The 16,074-nt window shown below is 35.0% G+C and carries 13 protein-coding genes; 8 read left to right on the forward strand and 5 right to left on the reverse strand.

What is annotated here, in order from left to right; all coding sequences use genetic code 11:
* Positions 1 to 160: 160 nt before the first annotated feature.
* The 3 genes from JIV24_RS20740 to JIV24_RS20750 are packed head-to-tail and all read left to right on the forward strand — an operon-like array spanning position 161 to position 1,852.
* A complete protein-coding gene (locus JIV24_RS20740) occupies positions 161 to 889 on the forward strand; it encodes a hemerythrin domain-containing protein (RefSeq protein ID WP_200467001.1) in 729 nt (242 codons plus the stop codon).
* A 3-nt stretch (positions 890 to 892) separates the two neighbouring features.
* Positions 893 to 1,468, forward strand: a complete 576-nt coding sequence (locus JIV24_RS20745; RefSeq protein ID WP_200467002.1) for a response regulator transcription factor — start codon at positions 893 to 895, stop codon at positions 1,466 to 1,468.
* Between the two features lie 9 nt (positions 1,469 to 1,477).
* The gene (locus JIV24_RS20750) at positions 1,478 to 1,852 is read left to right on the forward strand and encodes an RDD family protein (protein WP_200467003.1); all 375 of its coding nucleotides are present in this window, start codon (positions 1,478 to 1,480) and stop codon (positions 1,850 to 1,852) included.
* Positions 1,853 to 1,884: 32 nt separating this feature from the next.
* Here the strand turns inward: JIV24_RS20750 and JIV24_RS20755 are convergent, their stop codons facing one another.
* Both JIV24_RS20755 and rlmH read right to left on the reverse strand, forming a co-directional pair.
* Positions 1,885 to 5,571, reverse strand: coding sequence for a sensor histidine kinase (locus JIV24_RS20755; protein WP_200467004.1), 3,687 nt, complete (start codon positions 5,569 to 5,571; stop codon positions 1,885 to 1,887).
* A gap of 48 nt (positions 5,572 to 5,619) precedes the next feature.
* A complete protein-coding gene (gene rlmH / locus JIV24_RS20760; RefSeq protein WP_200467005.1) occupies positions 5,620 to 6,093 on the reverse strand; it encodes a 23S rRNA (pseudouridine(1915)-N(3))-methyltransferase RlmH in 474 nt (157 codons plus the stop codon).
* A gap of 208 nt (positions 6,094 to 6,301) precedes the next feature.
* Between rlmH and JIV24_RS20765 the strand changes: the two genes are divergently transcribed.
* Positions 6,302 to 6,700 (forward strand): DUF4783 domain-containing protein, encoded by a 399-nt coding sequence (locus tag JIV24_RS20765; RefSeq protein ID WP_200467006.1) that lies wholly within the window; start codon positions 6,302 to 6,304, stop codon positions 6,698 to 6,700.
* Entirely contained in the window at positions 6,697 to 7,545 is an 849-nt protein-coding gene (gene nadC / locus JIV24_RS20770; protein ID WP_200467007.1) for a carboxylating nicotinate-nucleotide diphosphorylase, read from the forward strand. The genes JIV24_RS20765 and nadC overlap by 4 nt, the downstream gene beginning before the upstream one ends.
* A gap of 88 nt (positions 7,546 to 7,633) precedes the next feature.
* Here nadC and JIV24_RS20775 read toward each other — a convergent pair whose 3' ends face one another.
* Both JIV24_RS20775 and JIV24_RS20780 read right to left on the reverse strand, forming a co-directional pair.
* Positions 7,634 to 8,824 (reverse strand): transglutaminase-like domain-containing protein, encoded by a 1,191-nt coding sequence (locus tag JIV24_RS20775; protein WP_200467008.1) that lies wholly within the window; start codon positions 8,822 to 8,824, stop codon positions 7,634 to 7,636.
* Positions 8,825 to 8,972: 148 nt separating this feature from the next.
* The gene (locus tag JIV24_RS20780; RefSeq protein WP_200467009.1) at positions 8,973 to 11,585 is read right to left on the reverse strand and encodes a valine--tRNA ligase; all 2,613 of its coding nucleotides are present in this window, start codon (positions 11,583 to 11,585) and stop codon (positions 8,973 to 8,975) included.
* Positions 11,586 to 12,029: 444 nt separating this feature from the next.
* On the opposite strand from JIV24_RS20780, the gene JIV24_RS20785 reads away from it, so the two are divergent.
* Positions 12,030 to 12,455, forward strand: a complete 426-nt coding sequence (locus JIV24_RS20785; protein ID WP_200467010.1) for a Fur family transcriptional regulator — start codon at positions 12,030 to 12,032, stop codon at positions 12,453 to 12,455.
* 101 nt (positions 12,456 to 12,556) lie between these two features.
* On the opposite strand, the gene xerD is transcribed toward JIV24_RS20785, so the two are convergent.
* Entirely contained in the window at positions 12,557 to 13,456 is a 900-nt protein-coding gene (gene xerD / locus JIV24_RS20790; RefSeq protein WP_200467011.1) for a site-specific tyrosine recombinase XerD, read from the reverse strand.
* Between the two features lie 192 nt (positions 13,457 to 13,648).
* Between xerD and aroQ the strand changes: the two genes are divergently transcribed.
* The gene (gene aroQ / locus JIV24_RS20795) at positions 13,649 to 14,071 is read left to right on the forward strand and encodes a type II 3-dehydroquinate dehydratase (protein ID WP_200467012.1); all 423 of its coding nucleotides are present in this window, start codon (positions 13,649 to 13,651) and stop codon (positions 14,069 to 14,071) included.
* A 106-nt stretch (positions 14,072 to 14,177) separates the two neighbouring features.
* A complete protein-coding gene (pyk, locus tag JIV24_RS20800) occupies positions 14,178 to 15,605 on the forward strand; it encodes a pyruvate kinase (protein ID WP_200467013.1) in 1,428 nt (475 codons plus the stop codon).
* Positions 15,606 to 16,074 lie beyond the last annotated feature (469 nt).

The raw sequence follows: 16,074 nt of genomic DNA on the forward strand, positions 1-16,074 counted from the left end.
AGTGGGAGAGTAGGTCGCCGCCTTTTTTTAGAGAAATCCGATATTCATTATGAGTATCGGATTTTTTGCGTTTATATAATATGATTATCCAAACTATATAACCACTCATTATTTTTATTAATTCCAAATAAAGTATATTTTTGAGCAAAACTTGCTAAATATGCACATTACAGAAGATATAAAAATGGTTGATGTGGTTCAACATGACATTCAACTATTAGCCGTAATTCAACGTTTTGAAATCCCACTTGGATTTAAGGAAGATACCGTTAGACAGGTTTGTGAATCAAATGACGTTAACGTTGAGTTTTTCTTACAAATAGCTAATTCCTTTCATGATAAAGCATTTCTTGATTGGAAAAAGTTTAAAAAATTTCCAGTTCAATGGATCATAACATATTTAAAGAATGCGCACAGGTGCTATGTCGATTATCGTATTCCACAGATTGAAAAACAAATTAAGAGTTTTGAACAACAGGTTGATATCAATGAAAAGAATATCAAGTTGTTATTAGACTTCTTTAGAAAGTATATTAAAGAATTTAATTCGCATATAGAGCAAGAGGAAACAAATGTTTTCCCTTATATATTAGAATTAGATTGTTTGATTAAAGACAAGTCATCACTAGATTTGAGCCTTAAGGGAAAATCTTCAATCAATCAATATCATGAAGAGCATAATAGTATCGAAGAGACACTATTCGACTTAAAGAGTATCTTATTAAAGTATCTGCCCCCTCCTGTAAATAATTGCCTATATAATAATTTGATATTTGATATATTCAGATTAGAACGTGACTTACTTGATCACGCCGAAATTGAAGAGAATGTGCTTTATCCATTGGTGAGAGAAATGGAAGATGTTTTAATGTCAAATAAAAATGATTAATAGATGGTAAAAGTATTAATCGTTGAAAATTCGCACATTATTGCAATTGGCTTAATTAGCTATTTAAGATCCTTCCAGGAAATTGAGCCGATTAAAGTAACTAGTATTGAAGCAGATTGTTGTAAGTTAGTTAAAGAGTTCGAACCGGAGATAATATTAGTTAATACATCCTTTATCGGACATGAGACTATGGCTAAGCTAATGGAAGCGAAACGAGAAGAAGCATTGGTTATTCATGTTTTTAATACCTCTTTGCCTATTGACTCACCAGTTAATCAGATATCAATACTAGAGAGTCAAGATTCAATGCAAGGTAAACTTAATGAGGCACTAAAACGTATTAAATCTGCTCAAAAGGAGATAGTTACCGAAGAATTAAGTCCAAGAGAAAAAGCGATATTAAAAGAGGTAGCACTAGGCCTTACAAATAAAGAAATAGCCGAAAAAACGTATATTAGCACACACACAGTCATATCACATCGAAAAAATATTACCAGAAAGTTGGGTATCAAAACGGTTTCAGGGCTTACTGTTTATGCTATTCTTAACAATATCATTCATGTGGATGACGTCTCATAAATAGTGCATATGAATGCGAAAATTGAACTTGGAACAACTTCTTTTTTTGTCGAAAGGCTACTAGCTGGAATAATCGATGTTTCTATTGTTCTAGGTTTATCTCTATTTCCTCGTATTGGCTGGATTTTTGGATTAATTTATTTTCTTTTTAAGGATAGCTTACCATTTTTAAAGGGTCAAAGCTTTGGACGACGATTATTTAAAATTAAAGTTGTAAGTAATGCAGATGACCAAAGCCTTGTTACTACTCCTGATAAAGCATTAATTCGTCAAATTGTATTTTTAGTACCGTTGTTAAATTTGGTTGAGATATTCTATTTCCTCTTTAAAAAGGAACGCTTAGGAGCTATTTGGACGTCAACCAAAGTGATAATGTTTAAGTAAAGGTAATAATAGTTGTGCTTGTAAGATTGTTACTATTTGATATCAGCCAAGGGAAATTGAAGGTAGAAAGTGCTACCTATGTTTGCCGTAGTTTCAAACCAGATATCTCCACCGCTGTTTATGACAATATTTTTTACGATTGCTAAACCCAATCCCATTCCGCTGGTCTTAGTTGTGAAATTTGGCATGAATATTTTATCTAATGCTTCGCTACTAATGCCTCGACCATTGTCGGATATTGCGATTTGAATATTTGTATCTACCGGTTTAGCAGATATATTAATTAAACCTTCGCGATTATTCGGTATTGCCTGAACCGCGTTTTTGATAATATTATTAAAGACACTAACCATCTGATCAGGATCCGCAAATACAATTCTGCGACTATCATCAATATCATAAGTGAAATGTATATTTTTTTCTGATTTATCAAATAACGATGATGTGTTGATTAATTTGTCAATTATATCCATTTTATCCCTCTTGGCTTGAGGCATTTTGGCGAAATTAGAGAATTCGTTAGCAATAATGCTAAGTTGGTCTATTTGCTCAATTAGTGTCGTAGATACGCGTTTAAGGAAATTATCAAAGTCTTCACGCTGATTATCCCATGCTTTCGTTAAATATTGGACACTTAGCTTCATTGGCGTCAATGGATTCTTGATCTCATGAGCAATTTGTTTGGCCATTTCACGCCAGGCCATTTCTCGTTCAGATTTGGCTAATTTCTCTGCACTGTCAGAAATTTCATCAACCATCCGATTGTATTCCTTAACCAAATTACCGATTTCGTCATTGCCTTTATAGCCAATCTTCTGGTTTAGTTTATCTATTCTAATTTGTGCTAGTCTGTCTTGAATAATAAATAAAGGACGTGTGATTCGGCGCGATATAACCACTGCCACACCAATGGCAATTAATACGAATAATAAATAGGCATTAATTACAGCAACAATTAGGGATGAAACCTCTGTTTTTAGCTCATTATTACCAACAAAATATGGTAAGTTAAGGTAGGCTAGTACTTCTTGTTCAATATTGTAAATGGGTACATAAGCAGAGGTAAAATGCAAATCGCCAATATACTCTTCATGAATATATTCGGGTTTTTGATCATATGCAAGCTTGTAGTATGCCTCAGTATTCATCATTTTACCCGATAAGCCTTGCTGGTAGAGCTCCGGACGCGATGTAGCCAGTAATTCACCATTGGTATTGTATAAGTTAATATCTGAGTAAAAAACATTGGAGAATTTTTGCATGAGGTATTGCAGGTAGTCATGCATGCTTTCATCCAGGTGTGGTTCATTTACTATCTTCTGTTCCATCTCTTGTAGAACTGATTTAATACGTTGAGACAGCATTTGATTGTTTTTTGCTTTGAACTGGTGAACCGAATAGAAAACGGAACTGATACCCAGTACCAATAATATTATGACCATGAGGCTAACAAATGCAATTTGTATTTTCTCTTGAATGGAAAAGGTGATAGCCGCATTTTTGTGTGTACGAGTGATGTAAAATATTAGAGCTGTAATTATTAAAAATAATAGAGCAAATGTTGAAAACGACATCAAGAGGTAGATGCGTTTTATTTCAGGTCGGCTTAATACTAATGTCGTATTGCTGTTAAGTTGATAGACTAAATGCACCATATTGTCTTCTCTTATGGTGATTTTATCTCCTTCTTGAGCTTTATTTAGATGATAATTAATTGGGTAGCTGTAGGAGCCAAACTGTTTGATCAGGCTGTTATTTATGTATTTAGCGTATGAGTAATTCTTATAGATTGCATTGTTTACTTGTTGCTCTTGATTTTGAAGTAATTCTGGATACCCTAAGCCAGAGAATATTGGTGTAGAATTTATATCACAAAAGATGGTTGTTTCAAGATTGTCATCGAGTTGTAACAATGGTATCTTTCCAAAATAGCTTACCTGCCCATTTTCATTATTTAAGAAATGAAAATAAGTACACGAATCAAGCATTTGTCCCTGATTGGTAATCAATTCATTAAAATAATTATAGCAATTTGTCGTGATGTTTTCTGATTCAATGTATAATTCGGCACCTTTCCAGCAGACAACAATCTCTATATCATATCGTTTCCAATATCCTGAGAAATACGTTTTTTCTAAATAGTCTATAATATCTTCTTCTTTATTTTCCAAGTCAACCAGAAGGCTTATGAGCTTATCGTCTTTCTTAATTTTCTTTTCAATTTCAGAAAGATTCATTTCAGCTATTGGATCCGATTCTCGCGTCAATTCAAAGGATAAATTATCGATTAATAGACTTCTGTTATTTTTCTCTTTTTCAATATTATAGGTGTATAGAAGAGTTACCGCGTAAAAAGATGTTGCAAAAATGACCCAAATAAATGAACTATAAGTAATGCCATTATTTCTGTTTCGTTGAGCTTTGTATAAAATTGAGCTTATAACAGCGAATATTATAAAATGTAAAAGCTGCACAGGTTGATTGAAGAGGTAGCTGATGGCCAAAAGAATAAGATAAACCAGAGCACTTATTGCTAAATATTCATATAGCGAGAGGTGTTCTTTTAAAGTTACTATCAGCCGTTCGAAAATAAATATGATTGAACTGTATAAAATGCAAAGAATAAATAGCTTATATAGAGCAGCTGCATTTAGATCTTCAATATTGAAGAATATAGAAGCCTGAGATGAATTAGTAACAAGTAATCTGAGAAGGTCATTGATTAAAAGAAAAAGTGTCATTACAACTAACAGACGTACAGCTGTTAATAAGTAGGTTTTTTGCTTTGAGATACTTTTGTTATTCAAATATGAGGGAGCTTTATAATATCTGTAAAAGCAATAGGCAAAGGTGAGAAAGAATACACTTAAGATTAATAAACTGCCAAGTGACGAGAGAATGTCTGATACTGCAAAAGTTAATGGAGAGAACATGTCGTGATACGAGAGTTCAGACGGAATTGCATAGTTCTCAAATAAAAAACAGAGCAAAGTAAAATAGGTCGTAATGCCAAATAAAAGATGATTGCTCCAACTCTTGTTTCTTTTGATTTGCAACACCCTAATAGCAAGGAGTGTTAGAATGATAAAGCAGAGTATATAAAGAACAAATGCTGTGATGCTTGTTGGTGAAATGACCTGATGGTGATTGTATACTAGTGTTAGTAAATAATTATCATAAATGTCTGAGATAACATGTTCAGAAGCTGTATCATCCAAACTTATTTGGGGATGGTGTGTTATGGTATAAACCTTGTCAAATCTGTTTGATAAGAACTTATTTTGGTATTCATACTCTTCCTTAATTAAACTGAGACCTAGTAAAGTATATTCACCTACTTTCTGTCGATGATATAAAAACCATCCATTCGATAGTTGTATAACGTGCTTAGATTCCTGCAATACTTTATCAAGTGGAACTGTGTGTGTCGACCAGGCAATTAATGATGAATCTTTATACAGATAGTAATGATTGTCTTTGTGCGCTAAAGAATCCATATTTATCCAAATTGATTCCTTATTCCATAAGCTGTTGTCTGAGATTTTATTTATATCATGAATAAGTGTGTTTTGCTTATTCTTAATGGTTTGCTGAATCGAATAGGTGTCGGCTTCGTGCGAATAAGAATGATCAAACTGATACTCAACTAACTTACCAATGGTAAATAAAGAGAGGGCAATAAGAATAGTGGTTAGTAGCTTTGGTTGCTGGCGCGACATAAGTTCATTATTTAATTTAATAAAGATAAAAAAAATCAGGACTTACTATTATTCATGGTGATAAGGTTCATTTTTTAAAATAGTCATGGCACGGTATAATTGTTCCGCAAAAATTAGTCGAACCATTTGATGTGAGAAGGTCATTTTCGATAAACTAATTTTACTATTGGCTTTGGTATAAACTTCATCAGAAAAACCATAAGGACCACCAATTACAAATACGAGTCTTTTAAGACCTGCCAGCATGCGTTTCTCAATTAGTTTTGAGAAATCTATAGAGCTGTAATCTTTACCTTTTTCATCTAACAACACTACATGATCGCCAGCCTGCATCGTTTGTAATATTAGTTGGCCTTCCATCGTTTTCTGTTGATTTGATGACAAATTCTTTGTTCTCTTAAGGTCAGGAATTACTTTCATCTCATAAGGGATGTAATGCTTTAATCGCTTTTCATATACCTCAATGCCCGTTTTTAAATATGAATCATCTGTTTTTCCGATCGCAACTAAAATAACCTTCATTTGAATTCCGTATTTGTTTATCAATAATAAATAAAACTATAAAAGTGTAGGTAAATTAAGCTAAACCTCTATTTTTGTTGTAAAAGTAATGTGATTATTGCAATCAACAGAAATATTGAATGTAATAAGTGAGAGGGTAATTATTTTATAATCGAAAAGCTATTAAGGCGTGATATTTGTACTTGTTCGGGCCGACAAAAACGATATGATGATTAAATTCAAATTTTTATTTGCTCTTATTTTTGTAATGACAATTGCTTTTACAGCAAATGCTCAAAATACTGCAGCATTGCCCGATGGTACGATAATGTCAATTAAAAATAGTGATGCCGAAAAACTATCAGTATCATTTAATGAGCAAATTGAGATTATTTTGCCTGAGAAAACTGCTGTATATAGTCGCAAGCAAGCAGAGATGGTTCTTAAGAATTTCTTTAATCAAAATCCGATAACTGAATTTCAATTGATTCATCAGGGTAAGAAAGACAATGCTTCATTTGCCATTGCGAATTATTATGCCTCCAAAAGCCGTTTTCGCTTTACTTTTTTGACTAAAATAAAAAGTGGTAAAATTTATATTCATCAGATTAGAATTGAGAAACAATGATTAATCAGTTAATCGACCAATTTATTGATGTCAGCATTCGTGAGGACATTGGTGATGGCGATCATTCTTCACAATCGTGTATACCATCCGATGCACGTGGGAAAATGTATTTGTTGGTAAAAGAAGATGGTATTTTGGCCGGCGTTGAAGTTGCACTTAGAATATTTAATAAAGTAGACTCAGAAATAAATACTGAGTTATTTATAAAAGATGGGGCTTCGGTAAAGGTTGGTGATATAGTTATGAATGTTGAAGGACGTGTGTGGTCTTTGTTACAGGCTGAGCGACTGGTGCTTAATGTAATGCAACGCATGAGCGGTATTGCCACTCGAACAGCTGAATATGTTGATCGATTACAAGGCACTAATACACGAGTATTGGATACAAGAAAGACAACACCAGGCATGCGATACCTTGAGAAAGAAGCTGTGAAATTAGGCGGAGGTGTTAATCACCGTATGGGGCTTTATGATATGGTGATGTTAAAAGATAATCACATTGATTTTGCTGGAGGTATTGAAAAAGCTGTACAGCAAGTTAAACTTTATCTCGCTGATAAAGGTAAAGATCTTAAGATTGAAGTTGAAGTGCGTAATTGGGACGAGCTTGAGGAAGTGATGCGTGTTGGAGGCATTCATCGTATTATGCTCGATAATTTCTCAATTGCAGAAACAAAGAAAGCAGTAGATTATATTGATGGCAAATTCGAAACGGAATCGTCAGGTGGTATTACCATTGATACTTTACGTGATTATGCCGAATGTGGTGTAGATTACATTTCTGTAGGAGCCTTAACGCATCACATTAAAAGCTTGGACTTAAGTTTAAAAGCAATGGATAATTAATTTTCATAAAAGTTGTAAGAAGTTGCTAAAATGAGATATAAAATCCCTCAATTGCTTATCAGTTGAGGGATTTTTTTGTGCTTATTTTTTACTTATAATATAACTTCAAGGTTTGTGGTTCCTCCTTAATGTGGAGTTTGATTGACTTCATTTGACCGCCATCGCCCGTATAATTGAAGTTGTAGATTTTGTTTTTCTCTAATACAAACTCCAGTACATCGTTCATATCTTGCTTTGGTCCAGCTGTTTTTCCGCCGCCAATCTGATCGGTATTACAAAATACATCAACGTTAACAGCCACGCGATCATCCCCCTGAAAAGTGCAAACATTATCTTTGAACATCATCACTTTTACCCTTACATGACTTTGGGCTATTTTTTTTGCCGCCTCAGCTTCTTGGTATAACCGTATATAGCGTTCCGAAACGTTTTCGGCATGGACATATTTAATGTCTAAATCCCACACCAGCGGAAAGTAAGTGTCTGATGGTTTCCATGAACTGGCATAGATCGCATGACGCGGGTTGTTGGGAATTGCTTTTCCGGCATCTGCCAAAAACCAGCTTTTGTTAAATCCGCTAGGGTAGTATTCGGTAAAAAACCATTCGCCATCAACCCATACTTCATTCCAGTTGTGGTTGCCGCGTTTATCGTGCCAATTGGGTGTTCCGCCTATTCTTGAAGGAATACCAACTGCCCGAAAAGCATCTGTTAATAAAATGGATAAACCACTGCACGAGGCCATATTTTGCTCCATAGATTCATATGGGCTTTGATCTGGCTTTTCACGTTTGGTATTGTAATCGACCATTAACTCATCCCTGATGTTTTTATTTAAAGAGTCAATAGCTTCTGTAACTGTTTTGCAATTTTCAACATATTTTGAAAAACGCTCAAAAAAGTCTTTTCGCCAATTATCACGTCGCTCGTTTAAACTCGCATATGGTAATACTTCATTAAAAAATATTGAATCAGGTAATGATTTAGCCCAATTATAACGCTCACGCGCCATAAATGCATAGTCTGTATTTTCAAGGATGAAGTCAGCATTTAAAGTTAGTAAATCCCTTTCTGGCATGAAGGCGATAAGGTATGCAATTGCTTCCTTTTGATGAGCAGGCGCCGATTCAATTGCTTTCTTAATTTCTACACTGTTTTGGCCAGCTTTGCTTATCGCAACATCTAAAAGAGAATGATACTCTTTGGGCACATTAGGGTATTTATTGCAAGCTGTTAAGGCAAGTAAAACCGATAAAATAATTAAGGATGTTCGTAACATGAGATTGAAATTTCGTTTGAAACAAAAATACAAAGGCATTGTGGCTATCGTGTGAATATATGTTCAGAAAAGTGGATTGTAAAGATTTTAAGCATAAGAAAAGCCGGCTATTTAAGCCGGCTTTCTTATTCGATATGATTTAATCTTCTTATTTTTTAAGTCGTTCGATGCTTTCGGTCAATGTTTTAATTTTAGCTTCAGCATCTGCCTGTTTTTGTTTTTCTTTGGCAACTACTGCTTCAGGAGCACTGCTAACAAAGCGTTCGTTACCTAATTTCTTCATTACGCCTTTAAGGAAGCCTTGCTGATGGGCTAAATCTTTCTCAAGTTTTGCAATTTCAGCTTCAACATCAATCAGGCCATCCATTGGTACGAAAAACTCACTGGTGCGAACCATAAAAGATACTGCGCCTTCTACCTTTTCATTAACCTGGTTTAATTCATCTATGTTAGCCAGCTTTGTTAATATAGCATTAAAATCAGCTGAAAATTCTTCACCGGCTAAAATACTTAAGGAAAGAGCATCTTTCATTGGAATGTTCTTTTCTTTACGTATCGTACGAACACCGCCAACAGCATCCTTCAATAGCTCGAATTTATCCAGTAAATCAGAATCAGCATTTGTTACTGTTGGCATATCAACAGTCATAATGCTTTCACCTTCTTTACGTTCTTCAAGAGCCTGCCACAATTCTTCTGTTAAGAAAGGCATAAACGGATGAAGCAAACGAAGCATTTTGTCGAAGAATTCACATGTTGCTTTAAACGTAGCTGCATCCAACGGTTTTTGGTAAGCTGGCTTTATAGCTTCCAGATACCATGATGAGAACTCTTGCCAAAATACCGTATAAACAGTCATCAATGCATCTGAAATACGATACTTACTAAAGTGATCGTCCAATGTATTGATGGTCTCATCCAGTTTTGCGTCAAACCAGGCAATGGCTTGTTTGGCTGACTCTGGTTGTTCAATTGTGTCATCAATTTCCCAACCTTTAACCAGACGGAATGCATTCCATATTTTATTGGCAAAGTTACGTCCTTGCTCAGGCTGACTTTCATCAAATAGTAAATCTCCTCCGGCAGGTGAACAAAATAACATTCCAATACGCACGCTGTCAGCACCATATTTGGCGATTAGATCCAATGGATCTGGTGAGTTTCCGAGTGATTTTGACATTTTACGACGTTGCTTGTCGCGCACCATACCTGTGAAATATACATTTTTAAAAGGTAATTCACCTTTAAATTCATAACCCGCAATAATCATACGAGCTACCCAGAAAAAGATGATATCATGGCCTGTTACTAAATCAGATGTTGGATAGTAATATGCTAAGTCTTCTGGTTTTTCAAACCCGGTGAATGGCAACAGCCATGAAGAAGCCCAAGTATCGAGAACATCGTCATCCTGGCGAAGGTCGGCCAAAGTTAAGTTTGAATTGCCTGATTTTTCTTTGGCCATTTCCAAAGCTTTCTCTTTTGTTTCGGCAACCACAAAAGTATTATCCTCAAGGTAATAAACAGGAATTTGATGTCCCCAGTAGAGCTGACGTGATACACACCAATCTTTTACATTCTCCATCCAGTGACGAAAAACGTTTTTGAATTTTGGCGGATGAAACTGCACGGTATCATTCATTACATTTTCCAATGCTGGCTTCGATATTTCATCCATCTTAAGGTACCACTGTGCCGAAAGCTTAGGTTCAATGGCAACATGCGTACGCTCCGAAAAGCCAACCTTGTTATTGTAATCCTCTATTTTAACGACATTACCTGCTTCTTCCAAAACAGGAATGATTTTATTGCGCACATCAAAGCGATCTTCACCTACAAACATTTCTGCAGCTTCACTTAGAGTCCCGTTATCATTGAATATATCAATAACTTTAAGATTGTGTTTCATTCCAATCTCATAGTCATTCACATCGTGGGCAGGTGTTATTTTTAAACAACCAGTACCAAACTCCATATCCACATATTCGTCTTCGATAATCGGAATTAGGCGATTAACAAGAGGGACAATAACCTTTTTCCCTTTTAAATGTGAAAAGCGCTCGTCATCTGGATGAATACAAACCGCTGTATCACCTAAAATGGTTTCAGGTCGTGTGGTTGCAATGGTTACATACTCATCACTGCCTTCTATTTTATAACGTAGGTAGTATAATTTTCCTTGTTTCTCTTTGTAAATTACCTCCTCGTCAGAAAGAGCTGTTAAAGCTGCAGGATCCCAATTAACCATGCGCACGCCACGGTAGATTAGTCCTTTTTCATATAATTCAACAAAAGATTTGATGACTCCTTCAGAGCGCTCTTCATCCATCGTAAAATAACTACGATCCCAATCGGCTGAAGCACCCATTTTTTGTAACTGTTTTAATATGATATTACCATATTCATCTGTCCATTCGTAAGCATGCTTTAAGAATTCATCGCGACTTAAATCTTTTTTATCAATACCACGCTCCTTCAAACGATTTACAACTTTTGCTTCTGTTGCAATTGAAGCATGGTCGGTTCCGGGAACCCAGCAAGCATTTTTACCCATCATGCGTGCTCGACGAATCAAAATATCCTGAATCGTATTATTAAGCATGTGTCCCATGTGTAACACTCCTGTGACATTTGGAGGAGGCATGAGTACTGTATATGGTTCACGTTCATCTGGTTCTGAATGAAAAAGTTTTTGATCCATCCAGTACTTGTACCATTTATCTTCACTTGCCGATGGGTTATACTTGCTTGCAATTTCCATAATTGTAATTGTCTTTCTTCGTTTCTACATTATCACCAATGAAGGCAATTCATTGGAATTATTAAATAAGTGTGCAAAAATAACAAAAAACGCTGTTTTACGTGTGACAATTTATAAGTCTTTAGAATGATTTATTCCCGAATGACAGCATTCTAAGTTTTTTTTATCGCCAAACCCTTTAGAATTGTTTTCTACACTGTTAGAGAAATGGGCCAAATAAAAAATTGCCGGTTGCTTTTGTACAGAATATGGTTGGTGTTTTTTAGAGTAAAGTATACTTAAATAAACGGTGATAGTAATCTTACCAATATATTTTAAAATTAGTGGGTATGATGTTGTAACATAGCGATACATTGAGCATGCAGACATGATTAAGATCAGATAGCTTGTTTAAAAGTAATAGATGATTTTAAAAAGACTATCAAATCATATACTTTTGTGTTTATGAGTGGGTCAGAAAAGATAAAAGCATATTTAAGGGATAGAAAACTAAAAGCAACACCTATTCGTGTTGAATTACTTCAGCTCCTCAATGAGAATGAGGCAGCTTTGCCGTATTCTGAAATTCAGAAACACCTCAAGGTATTTGACAGGGTTACAGTTTATCGAACTATTAATGCACTGATTGATAGTGGAATTGTTCATAAGGCATCGACATCGGGTGATGAAGTGTACTATGCACTATGTAGTCAGGAATGTTCGTCACAATGCCACAAGCACGAACATATTCATTTCAAATGTACCCAATGTCATAAAGTTTCATGTATTCACGCTCACCATTCATTAAATATTAATATTCCGGAATATCAGATTAATGAAATTTCGATCGAAATTGAAGGAGTTTGTAAAAAATGCTTGACTAAACAATAGGAAATTATCACAAGGCATTAATCATATTATTTTTGTAGGAGGTATTAAACAAAAAAAGCGCAAACTATTATAGATTGCGCTTTTTGATACTATTATGCTTATTACGACCTTGGGTGGAATTGAATAAGAGTATTCTTCAAATATTCCTTATCAAGGTGAGTGTAAATTTCTGTTGTAATAATTGATTCGTGGCCTAACATTTCTTGTACGGCTCTTAAATTGGCACCACCATCAATTAGGTGAGTAGCAAATGAATGGCGGAATGTATGCGGGCTGATATTCTTCTCAAAACCTAATTTTTTAGTTAGATTTTTGATGATAGTGAAAATCATCACACGCGATAATTTATGCCCACGTCGGTTTAAGAATAAGATATCCTCGTCTTCTTTATGAATTTTTAACGTGCGGCGGTATTCGCTTAAATATAGGTTAATCTCTTTGATAGCCTTTGAGCTAATTGGCACAAGACGTTCTTTATTTCCTTTTCCTTCTATCTTAATGAAACCTGATTCAAAGAAAAGATTTGAGATCTTAAGTTCAATTAACTCTGAAACGCGTAGTCCACAACTGTAAAGAGTTTCAAGGATTGCTTTATTACGCTGACCCTCTGATTTTTTAAGGTCTACTGAGTTAATAATTGTGTCGATTTCTTCTACCGATAAGATATCTGGTAGTTTGCGTCCGATCTTCGGTGATTCAAGAAGCGCTGTTGGATCTTTCTCTACTTTTTCTTCAATCAATAAGAATTTGTAGAATGATTTAATACCACTAATTACTCTGGCTTGAGTTCTAGGGCTAATGCCTTTGTCTCCAATCCATTGCATCATCTCTTTTAAGTCTGCCAAAATTACATCTTCTGGTCCTTTTTTAGTTCCTTTATCTGTTAAGAAAGTGACTAGTTTTGTGAGGTCAGTAATGTAGGCATGAATAGAGTTTTCAGATAACCCCTTCTCAATCTTAAGGTAATTTCTGAATTCACTAATTTCTGATTCCCAATTCATAATTAAACAATTTTAATTGTATTTCCCGATTATTTTGTATCAGTAAAAATAAAGATTGAACTGATAACGAGCAATAAAACTATATAAAAATTTAAAATAATGTTTATTTTTCCTATAATATTTTAATTTTTTCAGTGGCTTTTTTATTTCAACAAACTATCGTAATTTTGCAGCCATAAATACAATTGGCGGATGAATTTGTTAATAATAAACGGTCCCAATCTAAATTTACTTGGTAAACGAGAGCCTTCCATCTACGGAAGTGAAACTTTTGACGACTATTTAAGCAAGCTCAGCGTCGAATTTGCCGATGATTCTATTGATTATTTTCAATCAAATAGCGAAGGGGATATTATAAATAAGATTCATTCAGATGGATTTAGTGTAGATGGGCTCATCATTAATGCAGGAGCATATACCCACACTTCAGTGGCAATTGCCGATGCAATTTCAGCTATCCAAAGTCCGGTTATTGAGGTTCATATCAGTAATGTGCATAAGCGTGAAGCCTATAGGCATAAATCTTTTTTATCCGCAGTTTGTCTGGGGGTAATTGCCGGGTTTGGTCTTGATTCATATCGTTTAGCTATTGAAGCTTTTAAAAAAACAGTTTAGAAAAAATTTCCACTAGTAAATATAATAATGAAAGCTGTATAAAGTTGGGGAAGAGCTTTATTCAGAATAATATTAATTGTTGCATACCACCAAGAAAAATTTGATTATGAAGAAGTTTACCAAAATTGTTGCTACAATTTCGGATCGCAGTTGTGATGTTGATTTTCTTAAAAAACTTTACAAATCTGGAATGAATGTCGTTCGTTTGAATACGGCACATCAGGATTTTGAAGGCGTACTTAAAGTAATTACTAACGTAAGGGCTGTATCAGATAAAATAGCTATTTTAATTGATACAAAAGGACCGGAAATCAGAACCACAAAATGTGATGATGACATCGAATTAACGACAGGTGACATTCTTAAGGTGAAAGGTGATTTAGATGCTTTTTCGTCAAAGGAATGTATTTGTGTTAGTTATGCTGATTTTGTTCAGGATATGCCAATTGGAGGTCAGATCTTGATTGATGATGGTGAAGTTGCCATGGAAGTCACATCTAAAGAAGACGACCACTTACTTTGTAAAGTGTTAAATGATGGAATTGTTGGTAGTCGTAAAAGTGTAAACGTTCCTGGGGTTAGAATCAACTTACCATCAGTAACTGAAAAAGACCGCAATTTTATCAAGTTTGCAGCTCAAAATAACATTGATTTTGTTGCGCACTCATTCGTTCGTAATAAAGAAGATGTGATTGAAGTGCAGCAAATTTTAAATGAGATGGAAAGCCCGATGAAGATTGTGGCTAAAATTGAAAATGAAGAAGGTGTTGCCAATTTAGATGAAATATTAGAACACGTACATGGTGTTATGGTGGCTCGTGGTGATTTAGGTATTGAAATTCCTCAGGAAAAGATACCTGGAATCCAACGTCGAATGATTCGTAAGTGTGTTGAAGTTAAGAAGCCTGTTATTGTGGCCACGCAAATGTTGCACACAATGATTAAAAATCCACGACCAACGCGTGCCGAAGTAACCGATGTGGCGAACGCAATATACTATCGTACTGATGCTATCATGTTAAGTGGTGAAACAGCCTATGGTAATTACCCAATTGAAGCGGTAAAAACGATGGCGAAAATTGCAAAGGAAGTTGAAGCGTCTAAAGATAGTCGTTATGATATTCCTGTTTTACACGACACCAATGATATTACCGCTTATCTATCAGATACAGCTGTAAGAGCAAGTAAAAACTTAGCTATTAAGGCTGTTTTAACAGATAGTTTGACAGGTAAAACAGCTCGTTATTTAGCTGCTTTCCGTGGTACATGTCCTGTTTATGCTTTGTGTTATAATTCTAATGTTGGGCGTCAGTTAGCATTATCTTATGGTGTTTTCCCTCGCTTGATGGAAGATGGTAGTTCAAAGAAAGAGATTTTGAAAAAGACCTTGAAGAAGCTTCTTAAGAAAGAAGTGTTAGTTGAAGACGATTTAGTGGCTTACCTGGGAGGTAGTTTCGGTATCGGTGGTGGTACAACCTACCTTGAGGTGATTACAGTAAAAGCGCTATTGAAAAAGGTTGAAAAGGAATTATAATATTATAATTTAATAGTGTAAAGGTGCAGCTCTTGAGTTGCACCTTTTTTTTTACCATAAAAGGACGTTGATATTGGTTGATGTAATCCTTAAGATATTATCATGTATGGGGCGTTACACGACTAAAAAGATTGATGATGACCGTGATTTTAGTGTAAAATTTAAAGGAAGTATATTTTTTTACTTTCTTAAATAGTTGAGTTCAAACATTCAAGGAGGCAGGGATGAATAAAAAGTGCATTTCTATTAAAAAAAGGTATTGCATAATAGAAAAGAAGCCTTATCTTTGCATCGCTTTCAGAAACAGGGATACCACCTGAGGCGGTATTAACAAAGGAAAGCAGGAGGTTTTCAAACGGAAAACTGATTCCAAAAAAGATTGAAATGAGATTAAACTGGTCTGGTAGTTCAGCTGGTTAGAATGCCGGCCTGTCACGCCGGAGGTCGCGGGTTCGAGTCCCGTCCAGAC

Source organism: Carboxylicivirga marina, from assembly GCF_016612505.1.
GTDB lineage: Bacteria > Bacteroidota > Bacteroidia > Bacteroidales > Marinilabiliaceae > Carboxylicivirga > Carboxylicivirga marina.

What these genes read in the sequence shown, in the direction of transcription:
- JIV24_RS20780 (WP_200467009.1), bottom strand. Translation starts at nt 11,585, where the DNA reads ATGGAAATTGCAAGCAAGTATAACCCATCGGCAAGTGAAGATAAATGG.
- xerD (WP_200467011.1), bottom strand. Translation starts at nt 13,456, where the DNA reads ATGAATTGGGAATCAGAAATTAGTGAATTCAGAAATTACCTTAAGATT.
- JIV24_RS20740 (WP_200467001.1), top strand. Translation starts at nt 161, where the DNA reads ATGCACATTACAGAAGATATAAAAATGGTTGATGTGGTTCAACATGAC.
- JIV24_RS20755 (WP_200467004.1), bottom strand. Translation starts at nt 5,571, where the DNA reads ATGTCGCGCCAGCAACCAAAGCTACTAACCACTATTCTTATTGCCCTC.
- JIV24_RS20750 (WP_200467003.1), top strand. Translation starts at nt 1,478, where the DNA reads ATGAATGCGAAAATTGAACTTGGAACAACTTCTTTTTTTGTCGAAAGG.
- rlmH (WP_200467005.1), bottom strand. Translation starts at nt 6,093, where the DNA reads ATGAAGGTTATTTTAGTTGCGATCGGAAAAACAGATGATTCATATTTA.
- pyk (WP_200467013.1), top strand. Translation starts at nt 14,178, where the DNA reads ATGAAGAAGTTTACCAAAATTGTTGCTACAATTTCGGATCGCAGTTGT.
- JIV24_RS20765 (WP_200467006.1), top strand. Translation starts at nt 6,302, where the DNA reads ATGATTAAATTCAAATTTTTATTTGCTCTTATTTTTGTAATGACAATT.
- JIV24_RS20775 (WP_200467008.1), bottom strand. Translation starts at nt 8,824, where the DNA reads ATGTTACGAACATCCTTAATTATTTTATCGGTTTTACTTGCCTTAACA.
- JIV24_RS20745 (WP_200467002.1), top strand. Translation starts at nt 893, where the DNA reads ATGGTAAAAGTATTAATCGTTGAAAATTCGCACATTATTGCAATTGGC.
- JIV24_RS20785 (WP_200467010.1), top strand. Translation starts at nt 12,030, where the DNA reads ATGAGTGGGTCAGAAAAGATAAAAGCATATTTAAGGGATAGAAAACTA.
- aroQ (WP_200467012.1), top strand. Translation starts at nt 13,649, where the DNA reads ATGAATTTGTTAATAATAAACGGTCCCAATCTAAATTTACTTGGTAAA.
- nadC (WP_200467007.1), top strand. Translation starts at nt 6,697, where the DNA reads ATGATTAATCAGTTAATCGACCAATTTATTGATGTCAGCATTCGTGAG.